The sequence below is a fragment of the Mycobacterium botniense genome (genome assembly GCF_010723305.1).
Lineage (GTDB): Bacteria > Actinomycetota > Actinomycetes > Mycobacteriales > Mycobacteriaceae > Mycobacterium > Mycobacterium botniense.
On the sequence record NZ_BLKW01000002.1, the window covers coordinates 588,794 to 614,919 of the forward strand.

General features: G+C 67.0%; 22 protein-coding genes and 3 pseudogenes. 10 read left to right on the top strand and 15 right to left on the bottom strand.

Annotated features, from left to right (window positions below):
- Positions 1-6: 6 nt before the first annotated feature.
- The 4 genes and pseudogenes from G6N08_RS03030 to G6N08_RS21400 form a co-directional block, all read right to left on the bottom strand.
- The gene (locus G6N08_RS03030; protein ID WP_163754140.1) at positions 7-1,413 is read right to left on the bottom strand and encodes a dihydrolipoyl dehydrogenase; all 1,407 of its coding nucleotides are present in this window, start codon (positions 1,411-1,413) and stop codon (positions 7-9) included.
- Between the two features lie 85 nt (positions 1,414-1,498).
- Positions 1,499-2,560 (bottom strand): metallophosphoesterase, encoded by a 1,062-nt coding sequence (locus G6N08_RS03035; RefSeq protein ID WP_246216586.1) that lies wholly within the window; start codon positions 2,558-2,560, stop codon positions 1,499-1,501.
- Between the two features lie 181 nt (positions 2,561-2,741).
- On the bottom strand, positions 2,742-3,707 hold the full coding sequence (locus G6N08_RS03040; RefSeq protein ID WP_163756591.1) for an Acg family FMN-binding oxidoreductase: 966 nt from the start codon (positions 3,705-3,707) through the stop codon (positions 2,742-2,744).
- 182 nt (positions 3,708-3,889) lie between these two features.
- Positions 3,890-4,072 (bottom strand): annotated as a pseudogene (locus tag G6N08_RS21400) (transposase); the annotation flags it as partial.
- A gap of 2 nt (positions 4,073-4,074) precedes the next feature.
- Between G6N08_RS21400 and G6N08_RS03050 the strand changes: the two are divergent.
- Both G6N08_RS03050 and G6N08_RS03055 read left to right on the top strand, forming a co-directional pair.
- On the top strand, positions 4,075-4,824 hold the full coding sequence (locus tag G6N08_RS03050; protein ID WP_246216587.1) for a transposase: 750 nt from the start codon (positions 4,075-4,077) through the stop codon (positions 4,822-4,824).
- Positions 4,821-5,393 (top strand): DUF6262 family protein, encoded by a 573-nt coding sequence (locus G6N08_RS03055; RefSeq protein WP_246216588.1) that lies wholly within the window; start codon positions 4,821-4,823, stop codon positions 5,391-5,393. The genes G6N08_RS03050 and G6N08_RS03055 overlap by 4 nt, the downstream gene beginning before the upstream one ends.
- A gap of 1,282 nt (positions 5,394-6,675) precedes the next feature.
- Here G6N08_RS03055 and G6N08_RS03060 read toward each other — a convergent pair.
- Positions 6,676-7,554 (bottom strand): hypothetical protein, encoded by an 879-nt coding sequence (locus tag G6N08_RS03060; protein WP_174813241.1) that lies wholly within the window; start codon positions 7,552-7,554, stop codon positions 6,676-6,678.
- A gap of 248 nt (positions 7,555-7,802) precedes the next feature.
- On the opposite strand from G6N08_RS03060, the gene G6N08_RS03065 reads away from it, so the two are divergent.
- Positions 7,803-7,982, top strand: a complete 180-nt coding sequence (locus G6N08_RS03065) for a hypothetical protein (protein WP_163753146.1) — start codon at positions 7,803-7,805, stop codon at positions 7,980-7,982.
- Positions 7,983-7,984: 2 nt separating this feature from the next.
- On the opposite strand, the gene G6N08_RS03070 is transcribed toward G6N08_RS03065, so the two are convergent.
- A complete protein-coding gene (locus G6N08_RS03070) occupies positions 7,985-9,532 on the bottom strand; it encodes a molybdopterin-dependent oxidoreductase (protein ID WP_170301255.1) in 1,548 nt (515 codons plus the stop codon).
- Between the two features lie 519 nt (positions 9,533-10,051).
- On the opposite strand from G6N08_RS03070, the gene G6N08_RS03075 reads away from it, so the two are divergent.
- From G6N08_RS03075 to G6N08_RS03100, 5 genes are all read left to right on the top strand, one after another.
- Positions 10,052-11,320 carry a DEAD/DEAH box helicase gene (locus tag G6N08_RS03075; protein ID WP_163756599.1) on the top strand — a complete coding sequence of 423 codons (1,269 nt, stop codon included), beginning with the start codon at positions 10,052-10,054 and terminating at the stop codon, positions 11,318-11,320.
- Positions 11,321-11,528: 208 nt separating this feature from the next.
- On the top strand, positions 11,529-11,753 hold the full coding sequence (locus tag G6N08_RS20490) for a hypothetical protein (protein WP_163754146.1): 225 nt from the start codon (positions 11,529-11,531) through the stop codon (positions 11,751-11,753).
- A 74-nt stretch (positions 11,754-11,827) separates the two neighbouring features.
- On the top strand, positions 11,828-13,390 hold the full coding sequence (locus G6N08_RS03085) for an alpha/beta hydrolase (RefSeq protein WP_246216589.1): 1,563 nt from the start codon (positions 11,828-11,830) through the stop codon (positions 13,388-13,390).
- The gene (locus G6N08_RS03095; RefSeq protein ID WP_163754154.1) at positions 13,387-14,067 is read left to right on the top strand and encodes an LppA family lipoprotein; all 681 of its coding nucleotides are present in this window, start codon (positions 13,387-13,389) and stop codon (positions 14,065-14,067) included. The genes G6N08_RS03085 and G6N08_RS03095 overlap by 4 nt, the downstream gene beginning before the upstream one ends.
- A 31-nt stretch (positions 14,068-14,098) precedes the next feature.
- Positions 14,099-14,779 carry an LppA family lipoprotein gene (locus tag G6N08_RS03100; RefSeq protein WP_371868946.1) on the top strand — a complete coding sequence of 227 codons (681 nt, stop codon included), beginning with the start codon at positions 14,099-14,101 and terminating at the stop codon, positions 14,777-14,779.
- 234 nt (positions 14,780-15,013) lie between these two features.
- On the opposite strand, the gene G6N08_RS03105 is transcribed toward G6N08_RS03100, so the two are convergent.
- The 6 genes and pseudogenes from G6N08_RS03105 to G6N08_RS03130 all read right to left on the bottom strand — a co-directional run bounded on the left by G6N08_RS03105 (position 15,014) and on the right by G6N08_RS03130 (position 17,951).
- A complete protein-coding gene (locus tag G6N08_RS03105) occupies positions 15,014-15,493 on the bottom strand; it encodes a DUF309 domain-containing protein (RefSeq protein ID WP_163754157.1) in 480 nt (159 codons plus the stop codon).
- A gap of 64 nt (positions 15,494-15,557) precedes the next feature.
- Positions 15,558-15,947, bottom strand: coding sequence for a hypothetical protein (locus G6N08_RS03110; protein WP_163754161.1), 390 nt, complete (start codon positions 15,945-15,947; stop codon positions 15,558-15,560).
- A 113-nt stretch (positions 15,948-16,060) separates the two neighbouring features.
- A pseudogene (tnpB, locus tag G6N08_RS03115) lies at positions 16,061-16,998 on the bottom strand (IS607 family element RNA-guided endonuclease TnpB); the annotation flags it as partial.
- Positions 16,998-17,108, bottom strand: a pseudogene (locus tag G6N08_RS03120) (IS607 family transposase); the annotation flags it as partial. The pseudogenes tnpB and G6N08_RS03120, both read right to left, overlap by 1 nt.
- A 217-nt stretch (positions 17,109-17,325) precedes the next feature.
- Positions 17,326-17,727 (bottom strand): PIN domain-containing protein, encoded by a 402-nt coding sequence (locus G6N08_RS03125; RefSeq protein ID WP_163754164.1) that lies wholly within the window; start codon positions 17,725-17,727, stop codon positions 17,326-17,328.
- On the bottom strand, positions 17,724-17,951 hold the full coding sequence (locus tag G6N08_RS03130; protein WP_163754167.1) for a type II toxin-antitoxin system CcdA family antitoxin: 228 nt from the start codon (positions 17,949-17,951) through the stop codon (positions 17,724-17,726). Before G6N08_RS03130 ends, G6N08_RS03125 begins: the two co-directional genes overlap by 4 nt.
- A 547-nt stretch (positions 17,952-18,498) precedes the next feature.
- Between G6N08_RS03130 and G6N08_RS03135 the strand changes: the two genes are divergently transcribed.
- Positions 18,499-20,838: a PGRS repeat-containing protein gene (locus tag G6N08_RS03135; protein ID WP_443093836.1), complete on the top strand. Its 2,340-nt coding sequence runs from the start codon at positions 18,499-18,501 to the stop codon at positions 20,836-20,838.
- A 63-nt stretch (positions 20,839-20,901) separates the two neighbouring features.
- Here the strand turns inward: G6N08_RS03135 and G6N08_RS03140 are convergent, their stop codons facing one another.
- Complete coding sequence (locus G6N08_RS03140; protein ID WP_218033331.1) at positions 20,902-21,717, bottom strand: phytanoyl-CoA dioxygenase family protein; 816 nt, start codon at positions 21,715-21,717, stop codon at positions 20,902-20,904.
- 243 nt (positions 21,718-21,960) lie between these two features.
- Between G6N08_RS03140 and G6N08_RS03145 the strand changes: the two genes are divergently transcribed.
- On the top strand, positions 21,961-24,336 hold the full coding sequence (locus tag G6N08_RS03145; RefSeq protein ID WP_163754176.1) for a lysylphosphatidylglycerol synthase transmembrane domain-containing protein: 2,376 nt from the start codon (positions 21,961-21,963) through the stop codon (positions 24,334-24,336).
- Positions 24,337-24,351: 15 nt separating this feature from the next.
- Here the strand turns inward: G6N08_RS03145 and G6N08_RS03150 are convergent, their stop codons facing one another.
- Complete coding sequence (locus G6N08_RS03150) at positions 24,352-25,293, bottom strand: class I SAM-dependent methyltransferase (protein ID WP_163754178.1); 942 nt, start codon at positions 25,291-25,293, stop codon at positions 24,352-24,354.
- An 84-nt stretch (positions 25,294-25,377) separates the two neighbouring features.
- Entirely contained in the window at positions 25,378-26,124 is a 747-nt protein-coding gene (locus tag G6N08_RS03155) for a Mut7-C RNAse domain-containing protein (RefSeq protein WP_163754182.1), read from the bottom strand.
- Positions 26,125-26,126: the final 2 nt, after the last annotated feature.

A 26,126-nucleotide genomic window follows, 5' to 3' on the forward strand; every position in this document is an offset into this window, starting at 1 on the left:
CGCGTCTCAGCCGACCAGGGTCCGGGCCGCTTTTCCGATGCCCTCTGCTGCGGTGGGATGCTGGTCGGCGAACCGGGCCAGGTCATAAGCGGTCAGTCCCGCTGCCACCGACTCGCCGATCTGACCGATGAGCTGCGCTGCGTCAGCACCGACCACCCAACCACCGACCAGCCGCAAGCTCTGAGCGTCACAAAACAGCCGGATCTCCCCGTAGGTATCCCCGAGGATCTGGGCCCGCGAGTCATCGGCCATCGGGTAAGCGGCCTCCACCACCTGCCGTGCCTGCTCGGCGGCTTTAGCCCGGGTCAGCCCCACGTAGGCGCCCTGGGGAGCGGTGAAAATGGTGGCCGGCACGGAATCGAAATCCATCCGGTCGACCACCCGATTGCCCGCCAAGATGTTGTGGGCGGCCACCAGGGACTGGCGCACCGCCGAGTGAAAGAGCATGGATCGGCCGTTCACGTCGCCGGGCGCATACAGGTGGGGGTAGCCCGGTACCTGCATCGACACGTCCACCGCCAAACCGTGACCGGCCCTCGGAAGACCCAGCTCTGTTGCCCCGTCGGGGATCACCGGTCGCCGGCCCACGGCCATCAGCACCAGGTCCGCGTCGACCGTGGAGTCGGCATCGCCGATGCGGTAGTGCACCGTGAAGCCGCCGCCGTCGCCCTTCGTGACAGCGGTGACCGACGCGGACAACTGGATGCTGATGGTGGGGTCGATTCCCGCGGCGAGCAACGTGACGAAATCCGGATCCATGCCGGCCAGCAACCCCGGCAGGGCCTCAATCACCGTGACCTGGCTGCCCAAAGCACGCAGCATGCAGGCCACCTCCAAGCCGACGTAGCCGCCGCCTATCACCGCGAGACGGGCAGGCAAGCTGGTGACCGTCGGCTCGAGCGCGAACAGATCGCGGCTGGTGACACACAGCTGCGCGCCGGGGATGGGTGGCACGAACACATCGGCCCCGCTGGCGATGATGATCTGGGCCGCCTGAAACCGCTTAGCCGACCCGGTGGTGTTCACCTCGACGGTGTGGGAATCGATCAGTCGCCCGGTGCCGGGCACCAGACGCAGGTTGGCACTTGCCGCCTGCAGTTCCCCGTCATGCTGGCGATAGCGATCCTTTTGTACCTGGTCTTTCCAGGCGACCACCTGTGCGTAGTCGGGGGGCCCGGTGAGCGCCCCGAGCGCCCGACTCATCGGCGCGGCGGTGACTCGCCGGTACAGCTCGGCGACTTCATAGACGGCCTTAGACGGTACGCACCCCTCGGCCAGGCAATTACCGCTCATCACGCCCTTCGGGTCGACCATCACCACCTGCTGACCGGCCCGGGCCAGCGCGAACGCGGCCGGGTAAGCGGCGCCCCCGGCGCCCAACGTGATCGTGTCGACCTTTTCGGGTTCGGTCATCGCAGTCACCAGTTCTCGGTAGTTCACGGTTCGTCGAGATCACAGGAAGGCTAGCCGCCACGGTCGGCCCCGCGTCAACCATCGTCTACCAGCGGAAGGGCCTGTCGAGAATGATCGTCTTTTCCGCTTTCGGATACCAGCCTTGGGGTGCATATTGACTGGTGTGCAGATAGCACTGCACACGGACACCCGGGCTACCCGGGGTGAACGTCAGTAATCGGCTCATCGGTAGCGTTGTCAGCGGCGCGTGATAGCGGCTCAACGATGCCGCGTTGATGAACCAAGTCCCCCACCGCTGCTCGATATGAGTCTTTCCGCCGTAAGCATCGCCGGGATTAGTGTGAGTGTGACCTGCGATCCACATCTGCACCCGAGTTGGATGCTCGCTCAAGAAATCTTCGAATGCGCGCGAATCTGGTTTGCCGTCCACCCAATACAGATATGATGCGCCCTGCGGCGTACCTTGCTGGAAGTACCGGTGATAACGCTCCTGCCACTGCCCGTTTGCGCTTTTGCGCACGCCTTCCCACTCGCCGGACGCAACTGTGGTGTCTTTCAGGACATAATGATGAACCGAGATGATGACGGCCTCGGGATTATTGAGGACCATCGTCTTCCACCACTGGAAGGTTTCACCGCTCACCACTCCGCCAGGGTTACCGCCAAGTGTTCCCCGGCCGATTTGCTGTGTCGGTTCGTTGCGATCGCTCATCATCAAAAAAAGAAGATTCCCGATCCGGAATGAATACCGCTCCCACCTCCCCTCGATCGGGTACCGGCGGGCTGTCGCGTCAACACCCGAGTAATAGGTGTGCTCACCGAGCGGATCGACCCACTTCTGCCACCACCAGGCCTCGGGTTCTGAGAGCCCGCTTCGGTCGTGATTTCCGCAGACGCTGTAGATATCCTCACGCCGGTGCGTGCGAAGAACAGAGAATTGTTTTCTGATCTCTTCGCCCTCGGCATCGTCGGGCAAACTATGCTGGGCGCCGGACATGTCACCCACGTCGATCGCGATGTCCCACGGAAACGAAGGCCCACCCTCCGATCCGCCGAATTCCGACTGCGAAATAGCGTCGGCCAGGCTACACCTGCCGAAGCGTTTGTCGGTCCCGACATGCGCATCACCGAATGCCCACAAACGCAACGGTCTTGACGCTGATTTGGTTGACATCGTTTCGTGGAACCTCCGGTGAGTCCGCCTCGTCATCAGCCACGGTGCCGTTGACGTGAAAGGTGAGCTAAGACAACCATAATCGTACGTGCGCGGACCTATTGGTCGGCATCGGCGCCGCGGTATCGAACCATGCCGTTGACCGCGCGCTCCGTTAATTTTCGATATGCAACACCTCATCAAGGGGTCGCCGGGGTGTCGGCGGAGGGACTTCTTCGTGGGTGGGTACCACACCCACCCGCACCAACACTTGGGGCAGCGCCTCACGGTCGAGGAGCGTTGCGACGAGCTCACGGCTGGCCCGGACCTCGGTTACGTGGGTCACCGGGCAGGTGGCCAGACCGGCCATCGTGCATTCCAGCAAGACCGCAGAAAGCGCTTCACCGGTCGCTAACGCAGCCGTGCGCCCGTCGTCGTCGGTGGACAACACCAGAATCGTCGCATGGTCCTTGGAGATTTCCAGACGTCTTTCACTGTGATGTGGACGGGGGAACACTCGCTCGATATCGACGCGATGGCTCTCAGCCTCTGATGGTAAGGAACTATAGGGGATGCCTTCTGCCGCTTCGAATGACCCAGTCCACCAGTCTATTTCGTCATGATAAGATGAATCGTAAAGTCGTAGTGACTCCGCGAGCCGGGATGCCTCCACCAGTTGCGGGCGCGCATCGTCGGATATGACGTCCAGGTGCACGGCACCGGCGCCGATCACGTTGCGCAGCGCCGGTTCCAACAATTCCCAATCCGTTGGAGAAGCAAACGGCAACCTATCGGTTCGGCGTAGCAAGATCGCGTCGGCTCGGCGGCGGAAAACCTCGGTCACATCGATCGGGGTGAAACCGATGGAGGCCAGATGGGTCGGATCGTTCGGGTCGGGGAACCGGTCGACAACGGTCTGCCAACCGGCCGCAGCCATCGCTACTCGAAGATGATCGAGCACCGCGCCGCAACTGATGAGAACCTCACGCCCCGACGGGTCACCGAGCATTGACCGGTTTGGATCGACGAATAGCCGCAGCTCGCCGCCACCAAACTGCCACTGCCACGGCTGACTGTTGTGTAGCGATGGGGCTCGGCACGCCAGGCCCACCGCTTTTTTGATGAGTTCGGTATCTGGCATTGGCATCACAGCCTCCACTATCGCGTGTGCCGGGGGTCCGAGCCTGCTAAGAGCAACACTAAACGGGGCCTCTCTGTGTCAAGAGACTAGGGCTGGCCGGTTGTATGGTGGCTGGTGATAGATCCGGGAAATGACTTGTCCGAAGCGTCAGTGTGCGGGGTTTGCGCTGGCCGCGCTGGACGGTTGAGTTGGCGGTCTCCGGCGCGGGAGAGCCGTTGGCGGACAACGTCTCCGGAGGACAGGTCGATCGGTGCGGTACCGGTGTAGGTGGCGAACGCGGCGGCGGAACGGAATCGATCGATGGTGCCAACCCGGCCGAGAATCTTGCCCGCGGCCAAGGCACCGATGCCGCACAGCTCGGTCAGAGGTGCTCGCGTTTGCCCACTGCAGCTGTGTCGATGCCATGCTGGTGCTGCGCATCGCCGACGGTATCGAATACGACAAAGCCAAGGTCGTGCTCTACGCCTACCGGCACAGCTACGCTCAACGTCACGCCGACGCCGGTGTTCCCGTGGAGGTGCTGCGTGAACTGCTGTCGCACCGCAAGCTCGAAACCACCAGCGGCTACTACCGGGTCGGCGAAACCCGCCGCCGTGAAGCCGTCGACCGTGTCACCGCGATGCAGTTCGACCGGCACGGCAACCGCATCTGGCGGCAGGCCAAAGCGTTGTTGGACTGCGAGCACGCCCGCCGCGTCGTCGGCGAGGTCGCCGTTCCGTTCGGCGTGTGTGCCGAACCGTCCAACGTCAAGGCCGGGGGCGGTGCCTGCCCGTTCCGGTTCCGCTGCGCCGGCTGCGACCACTTCCGCACCGACGTCTCCTGCCTGCCCGACCTGCATGCCTACCTCGACGACCTGCTGCGCACCCGCGAACGGCTGCTCGCCACCACCGACCTTGATGAGTGGGCTCGCGGCGAGGCGATGCCATCGGACGAAGAGATCCGCCGCATCCGCCGCCTGATCGCCCAGATCACCAACGGGCTCGACGAGCTCGAACCCGAACAGCGACAACAACTTCAACAAGCCATCACCGTCGTGCGCCGCCACCGCAACGTCATGCTCGGCATGCCCAGCACCCGCCAACCCCTGCCCGACCTGCGCCCGGAGAGAACCCCATGACCACCAACACCACCCCTGCCGTCGACGCGATGATCGACGCACGACGAGCCGACTCCACCAGACGCCGCCAACGCGTTCTTTCCGCCCTCGACAACGCCATCAAAGACGGCGCAGAACTCAGCGTCACCGGCATCGCTCGCCGCGCCGGGGTCGACCGCACATTCCTCTACCGCCACCGCGACCTGCTCGAACGAATCCACGCCGCCGAAAACCAGCCACCCGACAAACCCGAAATCGGCCCCGGGGTCACCCGCGCCTCACTGCAAGCCGACCTGCTCGCCGCTCAGCAACGCTGCACCCGCATGGCCGCACGCACCCAACAACTCGAGACCCGCCTATCGGAACTGCTCGGCGAACAAGCCTGGCGCGCAACCGGACTGGGCGCATCCACCGATATCGACCAACTTCAGCAACGCATCGTCATGCTCGAACAACAAATCGTCGGGCTACGGCTGCAGCTGGAAGAACGCGACCAAGACCTCGCCGCCGCCCGCGCCGCGCGAACTCATGGCCCAGCCCAACGTCTCCCAGCCGACCGGCTGACACACCAGTGCCTGCACCACACCTGATGCGCACCATATTCTTCACCAGCCAGCCGCGTGAACTGCGGAAACACACAGACACCACAGCAGCTCAGGCCGCGACCCCAAGAGAAACGACCTCGTTCTGGCTCCCAACCCCCGGCTCGCTACGCTGCCAGCCGCACCCACCGGTGAACGGCTCTCACCCAACATGCACCAATTCATGGGGCCCGGTCACGATTTCGGTTTCGACAAACTCATTGGACTAACCTAAGACTAATCCAAAGATTCCTGCTTACTTCCTTTAAGTGAGCGCGATCTTCTCGCCTTTTTCAGTGAGATTCAACCAGCATTCCCATGGCCACCACAGCTGATCGTCGAAATGGGTGGCATAGAGATCGTATATCCGTTGTATCGATTCGTCGGGTGGCGTGTTCCATACAACAAAACGTCCGCCCTCACCCAATAGGTCACCTAATTCAACCAATCCGTCTCGTACCAGGGACCGAATCGTTAACAAGGTCTCTTGCCGCACGTCAGACCTAGACGCTCAAGGATTTTCCTGAGAGACATACCAGTGAACTTGACCCAAATCTACTCAGTCATCAAGGCCCTCGATGAGAATTTTCTCGCGCGCACTCATCATTCACTAATACCCTTGCTCGATGCGCTTGAATTACCCTTACAGGGTACGGTACATCAGCGCGCAGCCTCAGTGGTAATGTCAAGGCGGATTCCAGTGAACGTCGCAACGGGACGGTTGCAACACTACTGGAGTTCTGCGACCCGACGCATCGCTCCTGGTCATTAGTTTGTGATCTCCGGCAGCTTGGGACTCACGCACTTGAGATGCTCGCCGCCATGGTCACCGCCCAAAATCCTCGTGTCGGCTCGGTGATTGACACGCTTGGCCGGTAGACGCTGCGTGGCGATTCAAACATTGCGGCTAGCGCCATCCGATTGCCGATCCGCAGTTCTGACCCAGTTGTCGCCGCCGTTTCTTAACAATCTGCGGGTGACCGCATCCGCAGGCCACCTGGATCATCGACGTGCGGCTGCGCCAAAGCGTCCTCGATGATATCCCACAGGTCGGGGCGAGTCTCGGCCATTGCAGGACTCCCGTTGCCGAGCCGGCCGCAGCGGGCACTCTTTCCGGCACCGGTTGGTGTTCGCCGCTTCGTCATCCGAGCCACCTACAAGGGTGGGGTTGGCGCCGCGGGGCACCGACACCGAAGTGTCTTTAACGGCAGGCGGATTCATACCCGCGGGCACAAATTTGAAAACTCTGCGCTGGGCGCGCACCAGACGGATGTCCGAAAGCGCAGGTGCTTTAAGCGGTATTCGACTGCCGCAGCGGTGTTTTCGTCGGTTCGGGATCGGCTGCTTCACCGAATCGGGCCAGCGCCAGTGTTCCAGCGACCGCTATGGCGAATCCCGTGACGACCATCCAGCCCAAGCCGTCGCGGGTGCGGTCACCGAGCCATCCCACTCCGACGAGCGCAGGCCCGATCGTTTCCCCGACCACCATTCCGGCGACAGCCGTGGTCACCGAGCCGCGACCCAGCGCAGACGTGAGCAACACATACCCGGCGACCCCGCCCGCGGCCACCGCGTACAAGGCCGGGTTGATGTACCACGCGGCGCTGGTGGGATCGATTACATCGATCAGGCGCACGCCGACCTCCACCACACCAAAGCCGCCGCCGGCCGCTAAGCCCAGCACGAGAGCCCGCCAGCGGTCGCCCAATCGGCCGGCCGCCGCACCGGCGAGGAATACCGCCGCAACCATACCCAATAGCGCCCAGCCCAGTCCAGTCGGGCCGTGGCGGGAACCCTCTGGGCCGGCAGCAAGCCCGAGCATCGCAAGGCCCACGCAGACCACGCCCACTGCGACCCGCTCGACCGGCGCCAGCCGCGCCGAAAGCACCCACGCGGCCCCGACGGCGGTGACCGCGAGCGAGGCGGCTAACGCCGCAGCGACAACGTAGATCGGCACCAAGCGCAGCGCCACCACTTGCAGCAGAAAGCCGAGCCCGTCAAGACCAAGCCCCGCAAGATAGCGCCACTGGCGAACAGCGCGCACCAGCAACATGGCGTCGACACCCGAGCCGCTGCCGGCGTTGACCGATCGTGTCGCGGCAGCCTGCCACACCGACGCCGTGCCGTAACACAGCGAGCAGCCCAGCGCCAGCAGCAACCCAATGAGCACACACCGACCATACGAGCCGAAACCACGATGATGTGCATCAACAAGCGCGTTGAAATCATCAAGTTCACGACACCGGCGGTGGCGATACTGCGGCCACGGGGTCTGTCGTCCGGGAATCGTCGTCGGCGAAGGCCTCAGATCTCGCCGCAGCGATCACACCCATCCGCCGGTAAACCGATTGTCTGCTGTCACCACATATCTTCGGGCGCAACCGAATTCAGCATGTGTCCCGGTGCTTCTGCTCGGTGATGAGCGGCGAGATCGTGCCGACGCTTTATGGGGCCGATTTGCGTGCGGGTGCACTGCCGGAGACGTGTCAAGTGCTGGGAGGGCGGGCCACCACCACCTGGTCCATCATTGGTCCCATCACGGTGCTGATCGGCGTCGTGATTGCGGTATTCAGTTGGCGGAAACTCTCGGCGAAATAGCTTCAGGTCTGCGCCACGCTGAAGTCCACCGTGTGCCAGCCGGTGGCGCCGTCGGGGAAAGAACCAACCCGAGCCGGCGTCTGCACAGCCCCGGTGTTGTCGACGGCGCGCACCGTGATGGTATGTCTTCCAGGGCTTTTCGCCTGCCAGGAAAAGCTCCACAACCGCCACGTCTGGTTGGAATAGTGCGCGCCCAGTTGCGCGGGCTGCCACACCCCGTCGTCGATGCGGACCTGCACAGCGCGCACGCCACGATTTTGTGCCCACGCGACACCGCCGAACACCACGGGCCCCGTCGGCACCGTCTGACCCGCTTTCGGCACGTCGATCCGCGACTCGGTCTTGACGGGTCCGCGCGGTGCCCAGCCCTGCCGCGTCCAGTAGGCCCGTGCTTTGTCGAAGCGGGTCAGCTCCATGTCGACGACCCACTTGGTGGCCGACACGTACCCGTAGAGCCCGGGCACTACCAGCCGGGCCGGGTAGCCATGCTCGATCGGCAGCGGCTGACCGTTGAGGCCGATGGCCACAAGCGCGTCGCGGCCATCGGTGAGCGTCTCCACCGGGGTGCCGGCGGTGAACCCATCGATCGACGTCGAGAGCAGCATATCGGCGTCCGGGTGCACACCGGCCGCCGCCAGCAGATCAGCCACCCGGTACCCCGTCCAGATTCCCGTCGAAATCAATTTGCCCCCAACGGGGTTGGATACACAAGTTAGCGTTATTACCGTTTCGACGACGTCGAAGCCGGCGAGATCGTCGAAGCTGTAGGTGACGTCGCGGTCCACCATGCCGTGGATGCGCAGCCGCCAGTCGCCGTGGCTGAGTTGGGGGACACTGAGCGCGGTGTCCACCCGGTAAAAGTCGGCGCTGGCGGTGATAAAGCTCGGTAGCGCAACGCCCTTCGGTTGCACGGCGGCAGGTATCGGTGGCGCTGATATGCGCGGACGGGGAAGTGTGAAGCCGTTGCGGTCAGCGGCCACCGAATGCGCCCGCCGCGTGATGAGCGCACCCAGCGCGCCACTGACGACGCCGAATCCGAGCAACCCGAACATGACCACCCTGCGCCTGCCGGCATCCGGCTGGTCGTGGCCGGCGCCGCCTTCCGGCGCTCCCGGGCCGGGCCGGAACCGAGGAGTGAGCAAACGTAGGGTCGCCACGCCGCAGGCGGCGCCCGCGACGGTGGGGATCGTGTCGAGTGCTGTCGCACCAGGCCGCGACAGCACTGCGAGACCTCCGAGCAGGCACGCCGCGGCGATCACGACGCTGCCGAGCGGGCGGTGCTGAGTCTCGAGGGTCCCGGCGATGGCGGCGATGGCAGCGATCACCACAAGCAGCACAACGGCCAGAAAAGGTTTGTCCACAAAACCCAGGGTCGAAATCGCCCACTCTTTGACGGGCCCCGGTGTCAGGTCGATGACCACTGCGCCGATCGCAGCACGCGCATCGGCCCGCGCACCGAACGGGATGCCCACCAGTTGGGCCACCCCCAACGCGACGGACGCGGCGGCGACCCCGGCGATCATCCGCTCATTCGACGGGGTGACAGCCATCGCAGCTACTCTACTCGCGTTCCCCGCAACCAGCGTAGACCCCTTGCGGGGCAGGCGAATACATCGGCATGCCGGGAGCAGGGCACGTGCACGTCGAAAAACGCTGTGCATGAAGCTATGTCGTCGATGAGCACCGGCGTGCGCAGCCGTCGGGACCAGCAGCAGATGGGACGACACGTCGCCGTCTTCGGGCCGCCCAGCTGCTCAGCTGAGCACAGCCCCAGCAACCACGGGCGCCGACCCAAGGCGGTGACACATCTCACCTCATGCGGCCGGTGAACGGTTCATCAGTTAGGCTGTAGGCAACGTTGGTGTCAGCACCGCAGATGCCGACACGTCGTGGAACGCTCCGTCATCCACCGGCACCCACCGGGTCCCGATGGTTCGTGCATCCAGCACAAGCTTTTCTCACGGCGATTCGATTTTGCCCACCGGCAATCTCGCCACCTTGTGCTCACCGCCGCACGACAACGCGGTCGCGGCAACACAGCACACCCGATGCTGAGAGGCACCGAAAACGTGACCACCCAAACAACTTTCGCCGATCTCGGCGTCCCCGAACCACTGATCAACGTGCTCGCGGCACGTGCGATCACCACCCCGTTCCCGATCCAAATCGACACCCTGCCCGACGCCCTGGCCGGCCGTGACGTGCTCGGGCGCGGCAAAACGGGCAGCGGCAAGACGCTGGCCTTTTCCATTCCGCTGGTTGCCCGGCTCGCCTCGGGCAAGCGGCGGCCCTCGCGCCCGTCGGGCCTGGTGCTCGCGCCCACCCGTGAGCTGGCGACGCAAATCGCCGCTGTGCTTGCCCCATTGGCCGGCGCCGCCGACCTGAAGGTCGCCACGATCTTCGGCGGAGTGTCGCAAACCCGTCAGGTGGCCGCGCTGAGATCAGGGATCGACATTGTCGTCGCCTGTCCGGGCCGGTTGGAGGATTTACTGCGGCAACGCCTGATCAGCCTGGACTTCGTGCGGATCACCGTGCTCGACGAAGCCGATCACATGGCGGATCTGGGTTTTCTGCCGGGTGTGACCCGCATCCTGGCCGCCACCCCGGCCGGCGGTCAGCGGCTGCTGTTCTCCGCGACGCTCGACAACGGCGTCGACACGCTGGTCGGGCGGTTCCTCCGCAACGACGCGGTGTCGCACTCCGTCGACGAGGCGCACTCGCCGGTGGCTGAGATGACCCATCACGTCTTCCAGGTCGCCAGTGCCCACGCCAAAAAGGAGCTGATACACCGGCTCGCTTCCGGCACCGGCCGCCGAATCCTGTTTATGCGCACCAAGCATCAGGCTCGCAAACTGGCCCGCCAGCTCACCGAGGCCGGTGTGCCCTCAGTTGACCTGCACGGCAACCTGTCTCAGCCCGCGCGTGACCGCAACCTCGCCGCGTTCAGCGCCGGCGCTGCACGCGTGCTGGTGGCCACCGACATCGCCGCGCGCGGGGTGCACGTCGACGAGGTCGAGCTGGTGGTGCACGTCGATCCCCCGGCCGAGCACAAGGCCTATCTGCACCGCTCCGGGCGCACCGCGCGCGCCGGCAGGGCCGGCGCCGTCGTCACCGTGGTGCTCCCCGAGCAGCGCAAAGACTTCTCAGCGCTGATGCGCAAGGCCGGCATCAACGTCCGCCCGCAACAGGTGACAGCCCACTGCGAACCGGTCACCACGCTGGTCGGCGATGTCGCCGCCTACCAGGCGCCCGCTCCCAAGGCCACACCGGGGTCACGCGCCGGGGCCATCAGGGCGCGGGGGCGCCGATCCGCGCGCGGGCCGCAGCGGCGCAAGTAGGGTCAGGTGTCGCGAATCTGGCCTTGACATACGCGCTGGCGTACCCGATCTCGGCACGACACGACATCGATAACCCACTCGCCATGCCCCACGACGGTCACCGTTTCGCGGGCATTCTGACCTGAGGCACCGCAGCTGTTTCGCGGGCAGTTTTCGTCAGTCAAGTCGCCGGTTACACCCGAGCCTGGTTTCCGGTTAGGCTTCCCCCATGCCCGCGCTGCTGGCCTTCGACCCTGCTGAGCTGCGGTGGCGGGCGTCGCGATGCGAGGCGTTGGCCGCCGAGGTGGGCAGCTGCGGCGAGACCCCGCCCGGCCAGCTGCCCACCGGACAGCCGAGCGCGGCGGCGGCGCACACCGCCCGATTGGCGGCCCACCATGCCACGACGGCGATGGCGGACTGGCTGCGGGCCGCCGCCAGCGGGGTCAGCGGCTAAACCGACCGGATGCTGGCCAACGAGGCCCTGTCCGCCGCCACCCTGCGCGCGGTGGACCCGAAGGCGGGGTAGGCGTGCCCGCGGTGCCGGGCGGTCTGCCGCCGCTTCCGGAGGTGCGGTTCTGGTCGGTCTCCCCCCTGCTCTCGCTTGCCGCGGATGTGCAGGCGAAGGCAGAGCGCTGCCAGGCGTGCTTTTCTGAGGCCTACACGGTGCTGTCGGCGCCCGGCTGGAAGGGCGCCTTCCGCGACACCACCGTCGAGCGCGCGGCGATCGCCAAGACGCGGGTGGACGGGGCGGCTGATCAGCTGCGGGAGACCGCGAACACGGCCCGCCGTGGCGCGGAGCGCATCAGGGCAGCCAAGAAGTACGCGCTGGAAAAGGTCAGCGAGGCGGAGCGCGAAGGCTTCGAAGTCGGTGAGGATTACAGCGTCACCGACACCCACCGTGGCGGCACCGAGCAGCAGCGCGCGGCCCGGGCGCAACAGGGCGCGGTGCTGCGGGCCGACATCCGCCACCGGGTGGCGCTGTTGGTGGCCGCCGACCGGGAGGTCGGTGAGCAGGTCACCGCGGCGTCGGCCGGGCTGGCCGAATTCGGCTTCCCCGAAGACATACCCGGCACCGGCGGGAACGAGCACGCAGACCCGGCGTCCGGCGCGACCGACATGTCTTCGGGTGACATCACCGCCATCGATAAGGCCAACCGCGGCCTGCTCGACCAACTCGAGCGGGAATACCGGGCGCTGCCCGACGGCCAAATCAAAACCGACCGGTTGGCCGACATCGCGGGCATCCGCTCGGCACTTCAGGTGCCCGACTCGCACCTACTGTATCTGGCCCGCCCCGACGACCCCTCGCAGATGATCCCGGCGGCTGTCGCCATCGGCGACCCGTTCACCGCCGACCATGTGTCGGTGACCGTGCCCGGGGTGTCGGGCACCACCCGGGAAGCCCTCCCCACCATGACGCAGGAAGCCCGTGACCTGAGACGGGAAGCGCAGGATATCGCAGGTAAAGTCGGCGAAAAATATCCAAGTGTCTCGACGATCGCGTGGACCGGATATCAGCCCCCGCCGACGCTGGTCTCGGGGGACACCCCCTTCGCCGATTTGGCGCACGCCGGGGCGCTCAGGCTGGAGTCGTTCCTGGCGAACCTGAACGCGGCGTCGCACAACCCGAACCACACCACGGCGTTGTTCGGGCACTCTTACGGGTCGCTGGTCTCGGGGATCGCGCTGAAAGACGGCGCCAGCTCGGCGGTGACCAACGCGGTGATGTACGGTTCGCCGGGCTTTGAGGCGACCTCCCCGGCCAAGCTGGGCATGACCGACCACAACTTTTTCGTCATGACCGCCCCCGACGACCCGATCCGGCTCATCGCGGCCACCGCCCCGTTGCACGGCTGGGGCGCCGACCCCAACGACATCATCGACGGCCCGCCCGTGCCGCGCTACCGATTCACGCACCTGCAGACCGAGGCGGGCTGGGTGCGCCTGGGCGGTGAGGACATCTACGAAAGCGCCTCCCATGGGCACGGCGGATATCCCCACGACCCGATGCACCAGATGACCGGCTTCAACCTGGCGGCGGTGCTGTTGAACCGGCCCGACCTCACCGTGCAGGTGCAACCCCACCAATGAGGGCCCGGTCGGTGCGTGCGCGGGCGGCTGCGGCCCTCGCCCCGGTCCTCGCTGTCGCCCTGCTAGGGCTGTTGGGTGGCTGCGCGCTGTATGAGAAGGCAAGAAAGGCAGGCAAGGAGTTGAGCAACCCCTATGAGACCCAGCACCTGACCGAGCAGCAGGAGATCGCGCTGATCGACAGCATGCGCGCCAAGGGCTCCTACGAGGCCGCGCGCCAGCGCCTCAACAACACCGCGCGTGTGATCGGCGAGCGGATCAGCGCCGCCGTGCCCGGGCAGACCTGGAAATTCGACGACGACCCCAACTTGATCGAGTCCGCCCGGGCCGGATTATCGTGCTACAAGCTTAGCGATGACATCGCCACTCGTCCGATCGCTGACACGGTCAGATTCGGGCGCACGTTCACAGCGAACGAGTTCACCACCGCCGCCGGCATCGTGCGTGAGGAAGCCGCCAAGTACGGCGCCACCGACCAGTCCTCGCTGTTCAATGAGGCGTCCAAACGCGACTACACCGTGTCGGGCAACGGCTACGACTTCAACCTGGGGCAGATCAATTTCGCCACACTGAACATCTACGGCGCCTGTTTCCTGCATCAGAGAGTCCTTGACTCGCCGCCCGGTCGGCTGCCCCCGCCGACAACCACCGCGCCGGGCGCCCCCACACCATCCCCCTAAGCGATTCCGCAACGCGGGAAGCGGTGAGCCGGTGAGGGCCCAGTCGGTGCGTGCGCGGGCGGCTGCGTCCCTCGCCCCGGTCCTCGCTGTCGCCCTGATAGGGCTGCTGAGCGGCTGCGCGCTGTATGAGAAGGCAAGAAAGGCAGGCAAGGAGTTGAGCAACCCCTATGAGACCCAGCACCTGACCGAGCAGCAAGAGATCGCGCTGATCGACAGCATGCGCGCCAAGGGCTCCTACGAGGCCGCGCGCCAGCGCCTCAACAACACCGCCCGCGTGATCGGCGAGCGGATCAGCGCCGCCGTGCCCGGCCAGACCTGGAAATTCGACGACGACCCCAATGAGCTGGAGTCCGCTCAGCAAGGCGGGCTGTGTGACAAACTCGAGGCCGACATTGCGCGTCGTCCCATCGCTGACACGGTCAGATTCGGGCGCACGTTCACAGCGAACGAGTTCACCACCGCCGCCGGCATCGTGCGTAAGGAAGCCGCCAAGTACGGCGCCACCAACCAGTCCTCGCTGTTCAACGAGGCGTCCAAACGCGACTACACCGTGTCGGGCAACGGCTACGACTTCAACCTGGGGCAGATCAATTTCGCCACGCTAAACGTCGAGGGCGACTGTTTCCTTTTGCAGCGGGTGCTTGACTCGCCGCCCGGTCGGCTGCCCCCGCCGACCACCACCGCGCCCGACGCACCCACACCATCCCCCTAAGCGATTCCGCAACGCGGGAAGCGGTGAGCCGGTGAGGGCCGGTGAGAATAGCGACTCATATTGACTGACAGAGCAATTCGCACGCCACAGCCGTGCGGCATTGCGCCAAATTGGCTGTTTCCGAACGGTGGCCGGCCCCGCTCCGCGGGGGGAATCGACGAAATCGAACGGTGGGGGCAGAAGAAGCCGAGCTGGTTCGGTGAGGTGCCCGACTCGTAACCAATCCGGCGACCGCTAGCCGGGGCGGACCAGACGTGGTCGCAGCCGCTCCGAGGTGATTTCGGCACCCGCCTTCAGGTCATCGATCAACGCGTCGGCGAAGGCCACCAAACCGGCGACGTCGACGCCGTAACGTGCCGGGCGGTCGCCATGAGCAAGGCGGGTTGATGCGTTGCGCAGCAGACTCATCGCACCCTTGACGTTGCCGCGCTGGATGTGAGTGATACCAACCGCAAGTTGTGTCAGCCCCTGCCACAGCATCCGCTCGTCGGGCGGACCGTGCTTCCACGCGGCCTCGAGCACCTCGTGCGCGTTGAACGCCAGGCCCCGGTCGAGCAGCTGCTGAGCATAGGCCAGGGTTTCGGCCGGCGCCAGCTCAAGGTCGTCCGGGATCGGTGGGATACCTGCACTGCCACGGGCAAGCGGTCGCCCAAGCGAATCGCGCGGGCGCGCACTGCGGGGGCGGCCGGACTCGTCGCGATCACGGTTGACCATGCACCCATCATGGCAACCTGCAGCGGCGCGGCACACCGAAGCCACCCGCAGCGGCGGCGCATGCTCAGCGGATCGTGCGTTTTGCCACCTGCTCGTAGGCTTGCGTCGCCCCCGGGGACACCGCCGCGGAAAACACCAGCACCACATCCTCTATTTGGAACATGCGCGGCACCGAGGCGGCATACAGTTCTGCTTCGCCGGTGCTGGGAAACTTCAGGATCGACACGGTGTCGGTGTCCACGGCGTCAACACAGCCGATACGCGGACATTTCTGCGGCCCAACATCGTGGGCGTTGGGCACCGCGAGCCCGGCATGGGTGAAGGCCGCCAGGAGATCCGCGGGGGTCGTCGTATTGAGGATCGCCGCACCGCTGGGGTGACCGGTCTGGTGGTCACCGCCGGAAGTTTGCGCGCCGCAGTCCCCAACCACCAGACCGGCCGCCGAAACCACCATGGCCACAAGCCAACTGGCAGTGTGTGACTGTGCTTTGGCGCGGCGCCACGGCCCTGGCGCCCCCCTCGCCGCGCCATCATCGCCACCCGTTGCAAGTGAGTGGTCTTTAGTGGTCACGCGACTTGCACCCCGTCTCGGGGTTGTTCGGCAGCCTTGCGGCTGCGTCCCTTCCGCGCTTCACGGCCACCCGCCGGGCGAGGCCCGGTCTTAGGGTCGGCTCCACGCTTGACGGCGGCCCCGACTGGGCCGACGACGCTAATGGTTTCCTGGTAGCGCGCGAGGGTCACGGCGGCGTTGTCATCACGCTGATGCGACGCCAAGCAAGCGTCGCATAGCCAATGGTCGTCCCAGCCGATGTCTCGCACATGCCCGCAGGCGTGGCAGGTTTTCGATGACGGGAACCAGCGATCGGCGACCACGAGTTGTGATCCGTACCAGACCGTCGTGTAGGACAGGTGCCGACGCGGGTGCCCAAGGCGGCATCGGACAGTCCGCGCCGCCTGGCGCGGGCACCCGGCAGGCCCTTTTGCCGCAGCATCCCCGCCGCGTCCAAACCTTCGACAACGATGCGGCCGTGGGTTTTGGCCAATCGTGTTGTCAGGACGTGCAGGTGATGGGTGCGGACATCGGTGACCCGGCGATGCAGCCGGGACATCTCGGTGGTGCGCTCACGATATTGTCGTGAACCTTTCACGCAGCGCGACCGGGCACAGCAGACATGCCGCAACTCGCCCAGCGCGGCATCAAGCCGGCGCGGGTTGGGCACTCGCTCGATCACCGTGCCGTCCACGGTAGCCACCGTGGCCAGTCGGCGGACCCCGACATCAACACCCACCCGTGAGTCGGGCTGCGCAACCTTGGGTTGCTGGGGGCGGTGGACAACAACTCGCACGCTGGCATCGATCCGGGTGCCGTTACGGCGCACACTGATCGCCAGCACCCGCGCCCGGCCTGTGGTGATCAGCCGCTCAACCCGGCGGGTGTTCTCATGGGTGCGCACCGTGCCGATCACCGGCAGCGTCAGGTGTCGCCGGTCTGGTTCAACCCGCCTAACAGAGTAAGAAACTTGCGGCGATGCCCGCCCAGCGCAGAACCAACCTCGGTCACCCCCTTGTCGACGGCGACCTGCTGGGTCGTGGCGCACGCGCTCACCCGCGCCACACCGTTTCGCTCCGCCCACGCCGCCAGATTCATGCTTCTGTTCCTCCAGCACACCACCGACAACTACCGACCACTCAACCCGCCACAGCTAGCAACCCCTAATCTTTCCAGTGACGCCACAGCGCTGCCGGACCGCACTTCGACGTGATGTAGCGATCTCGGAGGGAAGGATTCGCGCCGCCGGATCGCTCACGGCGCCAGTAGATAGCCCGCGATATCACCGGTCAAGCAGAAGTTCTTGTGCATGAAAGCCGGGCCGCACGGCGGCGATGCGCTGGTAATCGCGGTCGTGGTGCAACACGCCGGCGCGGTGGTGGATCGCGGTTTCGGCGATAAACAGATCGGGAAGTGGTGTCCGATGCCACATGCCACGGTGGTGGGCCAGGTCGCGCTGAAGACGGCGAACGCGTTCGAAGATATCGCTAGGCGCATGAAGTATCCGGTACGCGCGCAGCGACTCTTGTTGATCGTCGTAATCGGATGCCGAGCGCGCCGAATAGAGCCATTCGAGTTCACCGATATCGCATATCGCGAGGTCGGTGAGATCGATGTTCGGCGGCGGTGTGGCACCGGCGAGAAGTCGGACGTGGGCGCTTTTATCCAGAATCCAGGTGCTCATCGCCACGCGTGGTCCGACAACAGCACGTCCGCGTCGATGTGAGCGCCGGCACGGGCGAGGTGGTCGGCGATCTGCTGTCGGCGAGTGGCAGCTTGCTCGCCCGCGCCCGCCACTAGTTCACGAAGCGCACGTTCGACCGTTGCTCGCAGCGTGCCCCCGGTAACCGCTCGGGCCGCCCGCACCAGATCCTCGTCCAACTCGATAGTGGTCCGTCTCAGCGCCATATGTACATACTATTTCGCTGTACATAAAACTCGGCGTTGCTCACCGTCCGGCTAATAGGTACGTTACAGCTACCTAAAAGCAGCCTGAGAAATAGTGGGACGCTCTCAGGAAGGTCGGGCGATGGCTCATCAGCACTGCAGCAGGCGAAATACCAAGCCGCGCACCACCAAGAACCGCCGTCGCCGGGTGAGCGGCCTGGGTTCGGGTGCCGCTGCGGTCCTGGCCGCGGGGATCAGCCCCCTGGCCTGCGCGCCCACCGCCCGCGCCGACATCATCGACCTGATCGTCGACCCCATGATCGACGCGGCCAGCGCCGCGGCCGGTGCGGTACCCCTCACCGATCCCCTCACCGGGGTCGATCCCCTCGCGGGTGTGAATCTGGGCAGTCTTGTTGACCTCAGCGGTCTTGGCCTGGGTTCGGGTGACCCGGCGCTGGCTGTGCCGTCCTTGCCGGCCGATGCCCTGGCCGGTCTCGCGGCGCCGCTCGATCCGGCGGCCAGTGCCGATTCCGTCGCCGCCAATCTGGTCCAGGCGATCTGGCTCCCGCTGCACGGGATCGGCGAAGCGTACATCACCAGCCCGGTCGGTCAGTTTGCCGACCAGTTCATCAATTTCCCGTTCCTCCTTCTGTTCCACCGTGATCTGATCGGCAACGGCGTCGCCGGGACACTGTCCGACCCCAACGGCGGTCCTGGCGGGTTCCTGTTCGGTGACGGCGGAGCCGGTTACGACGCCGCCGGTCACGCCGGTATGGCCGGCGGTGACGGCGGGCCGGCCGGGCTGATCGGCAACGGCGGTGCCGGCGGTAATGGGGGTGACGGCGCGGCCGGCCAGGCCGGGGGCGCCGGTGGAGCCGGCGGCACCGGTGGATTCCTGATCGGCAACGGTGGCCCCGGCGGCAACGGCGGCGACGGCGGGGTTGGCGGCAACGGCGGCGACGGCGGGGCCGGCGGGGCTGCCGGTCACTTCATCTTCGGCTTCGGCAACTTCTTCGGCAACGCCGGCGCCGGCGGCAACGGCGGCAACGGCGGAGCCGGCGTCCCCGGTATGGACGGCACGGCCACCAGTCCCGGCGCCACCGGCGGCGGCGCGGGCGGCGCCGGTGGGGCCGGGGGTGCCGGTGGCGCTGCCGGGTTGCTGTTCAGCCTTGGCGGCAACGGCGGCCACGGCGGTGACGGCGGGGCCGGCGGCGCCGGCGGCGACGGCTTCGATGCCAGCACCGTCGCGGGCATGAACGGCGGCAACGGCGGCAATGGCGGCAACGGGGGCAACGCCGGGGCGGGCGGGGCCGGTGGTGTGGGCGGCCTGTCGGGCGGGGGAGGTGACGGCGGGGCCGGTGGCACCGGCGGCGCCGGCGGGATAGCCGGCACCGGCGGCGACGCCGGGGCCGGCGCGGTCGGCGGCAATGGTGGCAACGGCGGGGCCGGCGGTAACGGCGGCGCCGGCGGGAATGCCGGCCCAACCGGCTATACCCACCCCGTGGGTGTCAACGGTGACGGCGGCGACGGTGGCGATGGCGGGGCCGGCGGGGCACCCGGAACCGGGACCACCCCCGGCATTGGCGGAGCGGCCGGCAACGGCGGGGCCGGCGGGGCGGCCGGCACCACTCCCGGCGGCGGCGGAACCGCGGGCGCTCCAGGCACCCCCGGCGCCGCATCCCGCACGGGTGTGGGTCTCAGCGGTGTTGGCGCGGGGTCAGCTGATCCGGTGTTGGCTGCGCCATCCCTGCCCTCCGATACCCCGGCCAGCCTTGCGGCGCCGACCGACCCAGCGGCCCTCGGTTCCCTCGTCAGCAGGGTGGTCCAGGGCATCTACCTCCCGTTGCACGGGCTCGGCGAGGCATATATCGCCAGTCCGCTCGGCAAGCTGATCGACCCGATTATCAATGCGCCCACCCAGTTGCTGTACGGCCGTGGCCTGATCGACAACGGTGCAGCCGGAATCGCGGGCGGAACGCTGGCACAAGCCAACGGCGCTCCCGGCGGGTTCATCTTCGGCGATGGCGGGGCCGGGGCGACCGATGCGGCCGGTGTGGGCGGCGCCGGCGGGGGTGCCGGGCTGATCGGCAACGGCGGCGCCGGCGGTGCCGGGGCCGACGGCGGGGCCGGCGGCGCCGGCGGCACCGGCGGGTTCCTGATCGGCAACGGTGGCCCCGGCGGCAACGGCGGTGACGGCGGCATTGGGATGAACGGCGGGGCCGGCGGCGCTGGCGGCAACAGCGGGTTCTTCTTCGGCTTGGGCGGCACCGGCGGTGACGGCGGGGCCGGCGGGGCCGGCACGGTCGGCGCACCGGGCACCGCAGACTTTCCGGGCACCGCCGGCGGCAACGGTGGTCTGGGCGGGCCCGGCGGCGCCGGTGGCAACGCCGCGCATCTGTTCAGTGTCGGCGGCAACGGCGGCGATGGTGGCGCCGGCGGGGCCGGCGGGGCCGGCGGCGACGGCTTCGACGCCAGCACCGTCGCGGGTATGAACGGCGGTAACGGCGGGGCCGGCGGTAACGGCGGCACCGGCGGTGCCGGTGGGGTCGGCGGCGAAGGCGGCCTGTTGAGCCTGGGCGGCAACGGCGGGGCCGGCGGTAACGGCGGCACCGCCGGCATGGCCGGCAGCGGCGGCGACGCCGGGGCCGGCGCGGTCGGCGGCAACGGCGGCAACGGCGGGGCCGGCGGTAACGGCGGCACGGGCGGAAATGCCGGCGAACTCGGCCTTTTGGGCAACCCGGGCGGCAACGGCAACGGCGGCGACGGCGGGGTCGGCGGGGCCGGCGGCGCACCCGGGACCGGGACCATCACCGGCAGCAGCGGGGCGGCGGGTGCCGGCGGGACCGGCGGGCCGGCCGGTGCCGGGGGCAGCGGCGGCACCCCCGGCACCCCCGGCACGCCCGGCTGAAATCCGGCTACGCCCCATCAGCGCCCACGGCCGGCTCGCCCGCTGCAGACCCCGCGCGCGGTGCTAGGTACCGGGGCCATCCGGAGTCGGCGCGGTAGCCGCGGGGTTGCCGCCACCGGCCGAATCGATGAGCTGCACGGGACGCCCGAGGACGCCCAGGGGATGCGCGTGGTCGACGAGCCCGTAGATGTTGAGGAACGCGTCGTAGCCGATGAGCCGCAGAATGTCGTCGGGGAGTTCTCGTGCCGTTTCCCGGGGGATCGCCAGGTATTGGTTCTCCTGCTGTCGCAGCCAGGCACAGTTGTAGTTCACGTTGAGGCCCAGCCGGGCATGCACGGAGTGGTTCGCACCGCCACCGTGAAACAGCCCGCCGTTCCAGAGCAGCACCGAGCCCGGGTCCATTTCGGCGCTGACGCTCTGATACGTCTCGGGCAGCGCGGCGAGGTCTTGGCTCTTGGGGACCAGCACCGTGGCACCGTTCTCCCGGGTGAACTCGGTGATCGCCCACATCGTGTTCACGATGAGCGGCGGATGCGGGCGGGCGATGGGAAACAGCACATCGTCTTGGTGAAACGGCTGCGCCGTCTCACCGGGGTGGATCTCGATCGCATTGACGATCGAGACCTGGGGATGGCCCAGCACGGCGCGCACCAGCTCGACAACCGCCGGATGGTTGACCAGGTCATCGGTTGCGCGAGTTTTCGCCAGGACGTTGTGCAGCCGGCGGGTCCGGGAGCCGAAGAACTCACCTCGCGCCCACGGCTGTCGGGCGAGCAGCGGAGTGAGGGCGCCCTTGATCTGTTCGACCTGCGACGAAGAAAGCAACCCTGGCAGGATCACGTAGCCGTCGATGTGCAATTGCCGAAGCGCCTCGCTCATCGTCATCGCCTTTGCTCCTCTGCCGGCGCGCCGATCCGGGCGTGTCCTTGGCTCCATCATTCCCGGCGCTGGGCGCGGGTTGGTCGCCACCACGTCTCTTTCTGCCACCGAGGGGCGCGTAGTCGTCACCTCCGGCGGCCCTCACCCCACCCAGACGATCATGGCGGTCGCACGGCGCATCGCCCTTGGCCAGCATCTCCGGTTAAGTTGTGGGCGGGCTGAGACACACGATCGGGTTGGACCATGCGGGTTGACGGGCGTGAAATCACCGTTTCCGGCAGCTTGCTGCAGCCGCTGACCCGACGGACCAACGACATCCTGCGGCTCATGCTGGCGGCGGTGTTCCTGGCGACGGTGATCGCCAGTTCGGTGATCACCCGGCCGCGGTGGGTCGCGCTCGAAAAATCCATCTCACAAATCGTCGGGGTGCTCTCCCCCGCCCAATCCGATCTGGTCTACCTCATCTACGGCATCGCCATTCTGGGGTTGCCGTTCGTGATCCTGATCGGGCTGATCCTCGCCCGGCAATGGAGACTGCTCGGCGCCTACGCCGCCGCGGGGCTCATCGCGATTCTCCCGCTGTCGATCAGCGGCAAACGTCTCGCGGCGCCCCGATGGCACTTCGATCTGTCCGACCGGCTCGGCACGCTGCCGTCCCAGTTCCTCGACGACCCACGGTGGATCGCGATGCTCGCCGCGGTGCTGACGGTGTCGGGCCCCTGGCTGCCCGCGCGCTGGCGACGCTGGTGGTGGGCCCTGTTGCTGGCCTTCGTGCCGATCCACCTGGTTGTCAGCGCCGTGGTCCCGGCCCGCTCACTGCTGGGGCTGGCGGTCGGGTGGTTCGTCGGCGCGCTGGTGGTGCTCGTTGTCGGGACGCCGGCTCTGGAGGTCCCGCTCGACGGGGCGGTGCGGGCGATGGCCCGGCGCGGGTTCGTGGTGTCGGGGCTCACGGTGATCCGCCCGGCCGGGCCGGGGCCGCTGGTTCTTTCGGCCACCTGCCCGGATCCGGGCGCCACCGCGGTGATCGAGCTCTACGGCCCGCACCAGCGCAGCGGCGGCGCACTGCGCCAACTGTGGGGCAAGCTGCGGCTGCGCGACACCGAGACCGCGCCACTGCAGACCTCCATGCGCCGCGCTGTCGAGCACCGCGCCCTGATGGCCATCGCCATCGGCGATCTCGGTGTCGCCAACACCTCAACACTGACCGTCGCTGCGCTGGACCGGGGCTGGACGTTGTACGCGCACCGGCCCGTTCGCGGAGTTCCGATCACCGAGTGCGCGACGACGACCCCGGTCACCCGGGTGTGGGAAGCGCTGCGGCTGCTGCACGATCACCGGATCTCGCACGGTGATCTGCGCCAGGCGAAGATCACCGTCACCGACGGCAGCGTGCTGTTCGGTGGTTTCGGCAGCGCCGAATACGGCGCGACCGACGCCCAACTGCAATCCGACATTGCCCAGCTGCTGGTGACGACGTCGGCGCTTTACGGCGCGCCGTCCGCGGTGGGTGCGGCGATCGGCACGCTCGGGAAGGACACCGTGCTGGCCGCGTCTCGTCGGCTCACCAAATCCGCTGTGCCGAAACGTATCCGGGACTCAGTACCCGACTCGAGTGCCGTCATCGCCAGCAGCCGTGAGGAGGTGAAGCGGCAAACCGGCACCGATCAGATCCGGACCGAAACGATCAGCCGGTTCAGCACCGCCCAGCTCATCCGACTGGTGCTGCTGGTGGCGCTGGTCTATGTCGCCTACCCGTTCATCAGCACCGTGCCGACGTTCTTCTCCGAGCTGAGACACGCCAACTGGTGGTGGGCGCTGCTGGGGCTGACGGTGTCGGTGTTGACGTATCTCGGTGCGGCAGCCGCGCTGTGGGCCTGCGCCGACGGGGTGGTGAGTTTTCGCAACCTGTCGATCCTGCAGGTGGCCAACACGTTCGCCGCAACCACCACCCCGGCCGGTGTGGGCGGGCTCGCGCTCAGCACGCGTTTCCTGCAGAAGGCCGGGCTGAGCCCGATGCGCGCCACCGCGGCGGTGGCGCTGCAGCAGTCAGTGCAGGTAATCGTCCACATCGTGTTGCTGATCGTGTTCAGCACCGCTGCGGGCGCCGGCACCGACCTGTCGCACTTCGTCCCCAGCGCCACCCTGCTCTACCTGATCGCGGGTGTGGCGCTGGGCATCGTCGGCACAGTCATTTTCGTGCCCAGGCTGCGACGCTGGCTGGCCACGGAGGTGCGCCCGAAGTTGCAGGAGGTGACGCGCGACCTCGCCGAGCTGGTCCGCGAACCACAACGGCTGGCGTTGATCGTCCTCGGCTGCGCCGGAACGACTCTCGGTGCGGCGTTGGCGTTGTGGGCCAGCGTCGAATCCTTCGACGGGCACGCCACGTTCGTCGCTGTCACCGTGGTGACCATGGTGGGCGGCACCCTCGCCTCGGCGGCCCCTACTCCCGGCGGTGTGGGGGCCGTGGAAGCGGCGCTGATCGGTGGGCTGGCCGCCTTCGGCGTCCCGGCGGCCGTCGGGGTGCCTTCAGTGCTGCTGTATCGGGTGCTCACCTGCTGGCTGCCGGTGTTCATCGGGTGGCCGGTCATGCGGTGGCTCACCGCGAACGGCATGGTCTAACAGCGTCTGGCGCGGTTATGACCGGCGCGCCGACACGAACAGGCTGGGCGGTGCCGCGTCCTGGACGCCTTCCGGCGGCCTGCGCTCGTAGCGGGCCATCAACTCCTCAGCCGGGACGACCGACACCGTCCAGCCGTGGCCGCGCAACCAGTCACCGACATCGGTGCGCTCCTCGAGGTACCACAGATCCTGCACATCGGGGATCTCGCGCTGCTGGCCGAGTCTGGCCATGATGGCGCGGACCCGCTGCATCTGCTCGCGCCGACGGGCATGGGCCTCGTGGTCGGGGAAACCCGGGCCGGGCGCCTCGACAGCGATCCGGCTGCCGGTCGCGGCCAGCGTCTGCACCCGCTCGAACAGCAGATCCTGGGCGGCCGCCGGCAGAAACGGCAACAGCCCCTCAACCGACCACACACTCGGCGCAGACACGTCAAAACCGTTCTGCCGCAACGCTGCCGGCCAGTCCTGGCGCAGGTCGACGGGAACGTCAACCAGTGAACATCTGGGATAGACACCGCGCTGTTTCAGTGTCGACGATTTGAACTCCAGCACCTTGGGCTGGTCGAGTTCGTAGACTGTCGTGCCGCCCAGCCACGGCAACCGCCACGCGCGTGCGTCCAGGCCCGCCGCCAAGATCACCACCTGCCGGATGCCGGCGTTGTTCGCGTCAAGAAAAAATTCATCGAAAAACGCTGTGCGGCAAGCCATATAGTCGATCATGGAGCGCATCCGCGGTTGCAGTTCCGGTTCGGCTTCGATCAGCTCGGCGGGCAGTTCGCCGGGCGAGAACCAGTTCCACATGCCCTCGCCGGCGGCGTCGAGAAACACCCGGGCGAACGGGTCGGAGATCAGCGGGCTTTCGCTTTCGGTTTCCGCGGCCCGGGCCGCCGCGACACCCAGCGCCGTCGCGCCCACACTCTCGGTGATCTCCCACGTGTCGTCATCGGTTCTCGCCACGATTTGTCCCTCCTGTTTTCCCTGCTGCACGCTCACTTTCCCTGGACGGTACGCGAGCATCCTGAAAAAACGGTGGACAGCCGTTCAGAGCTGCTCGCGGAGCCGTTCGACGAGACGCATCAACCGTGTGTAATGCGAACCTGCCCAATAGATTTGCTTGCACTGGCTGCATCGGCTGAACTGGTTGTAGTAGCGGCGGGTCAACGGCTCCAGCTGCGCGATCACCTCGTCTTTGGTGACGGTGGCCAGGCTGCCGTTGCACCGCACGCAGCGCGTCAACGGCGCCAACCGTTGCCGCAGGTCCAGCCGCCGGATCACCTCGAGAGTCTGCTGCTCGGGGTGTTCGGCGTGCACGAACAGGCCATGTGTGAGCACACGCCGCTTGAGCAGCCCGCGGTCGCGGGTCAGCAGGATCCGCTGCTGCGAAAGGCTGATGTCCACCAGGGTCTGATCGTCGGCGGTATTGGACCACCACACGTCGAATCCGAGCAGCCGCAGCAGCCGCGCCAGCCGGCCCAGGTTGATGTCGACGACGAAACGCGGATCGCGCAGCGGTACCGGGCGCAGCCTGGCCGTCGCACCGATGTCCAGCGCCTCGAATACCGGGTAGGCCGCGATGCGGTCGCCGATGGCCGGGCGGTGGGCGAAGTGCACCGGATCCCCGTTCACCAGGATCAGGTCGACTTCGGTGTGCGGGATGCCCATCGCCTCCAGGACGTCTTTTACCGTCTGATGGGTCCGGAACGGCTGGCGTACGGTCATTCCCCGCCACTCGGGTTGCAGGAAGTCGTTGAGCTCGGCATATGCCCGCACGTCCACATAGCCGGCCATGC

Coding starts and splice junctions, on each gene's coding strand:
- G6N08_RS03155 (WP_163754182.1), bottom strand. CDS start 26,124: ATGGCCGGCTATGTGGACGTGCGGGCATATGCCGAGCTCAACGACTTC.
- G6N08_RS03095 (WP_163754154.1), top strand. CDS start 13,387: ATGAGGGCCCGGTCGGTGCGTGCGCGGGCGGCTGCGGCCCTCGCCCCG.
- G6N08_RS03055 (WP_246216588.1), top strand. CDS start 4,821: ATGACCACCAACACCACCCCTGCCGTCGACGCGATGATCGACGCACGA.
- G6N08_RS20490 (WP_163754146.1), top strand. CDS start 11,529: ATGCCCGCGCTGCTGGCCTTCGACCCTGCTGAGCTGCGGTGGCGGGCG.
- G6N08_RS03130 (WP_163754167.1), bottom strand. CDS start 17,951: ATGGCGCTGAGACGGACCACTATCGAGTTGGACGAGGATCTGGTGCGG.
- G6N08_RS03040 (WP_163756591.1), bottom strand. CDS start 3,707: ATGCCAGATACCGAACTCATCAAAAAAGCGGTGGGCCTGGCGTGCCGA.
- G6N08_RS03140 (WP_218033331.1), bottom strand. CDS start 21,717: ATGAGCGAGGCGCTTCGGCAATTGCACATCGACGGCTACGTGATCCTG.
- G6N08_RS03125 (WP_163754164.1), bottom strand. CDS start 17,727: ATGAGCACCTGGATTCTGGATAAAAGCGCCCACGTCCGACTTCTCGCC.
- G6N08_RS03030 (WP_163754140.1), bottom strand. CDS start 1,413: ATGACCGAACCCGAAAAGGTCGACACGATCACGTTGGGCGCCGGGGGC.
- G6N08_RS03110 (WP_163754161.1), bottom strand. CDS start 15,947: ATGGTGGTTTCGGCGGCCGGTCTGGTGGTTGGGGACTGCGGCGCGCAA.
- G6N08_RS03065 (WP_163753146.1), top strand. CDS start 7,803: ATGAGCGGCGAGATCGTGCCGACGCTTTATGGGGCCGATTTGCGTGCG.
- G6N08_RS03145 (WP_163754176.1), top strand. CDS start 21,961: ATGCGGGTTGACGGGCGTGAAATCACCGTTTCCGGCAGCTTGCTGCAG.
- G6N08_RS03070 (WP_170301255.1), bottom strand. CDS start 9,532: ATGGCTGTCACCCCGTCGAATGAGCGGATGATCGCCGGGGTCGCCGCC.
- G6N08_RS03105 (WP_163754157.1), bottom strand. CDS start 15,493: ATGGTCAACCGTGATCGCGACGAGTCCGGCCGCCCCCGCAGTGCGCGC.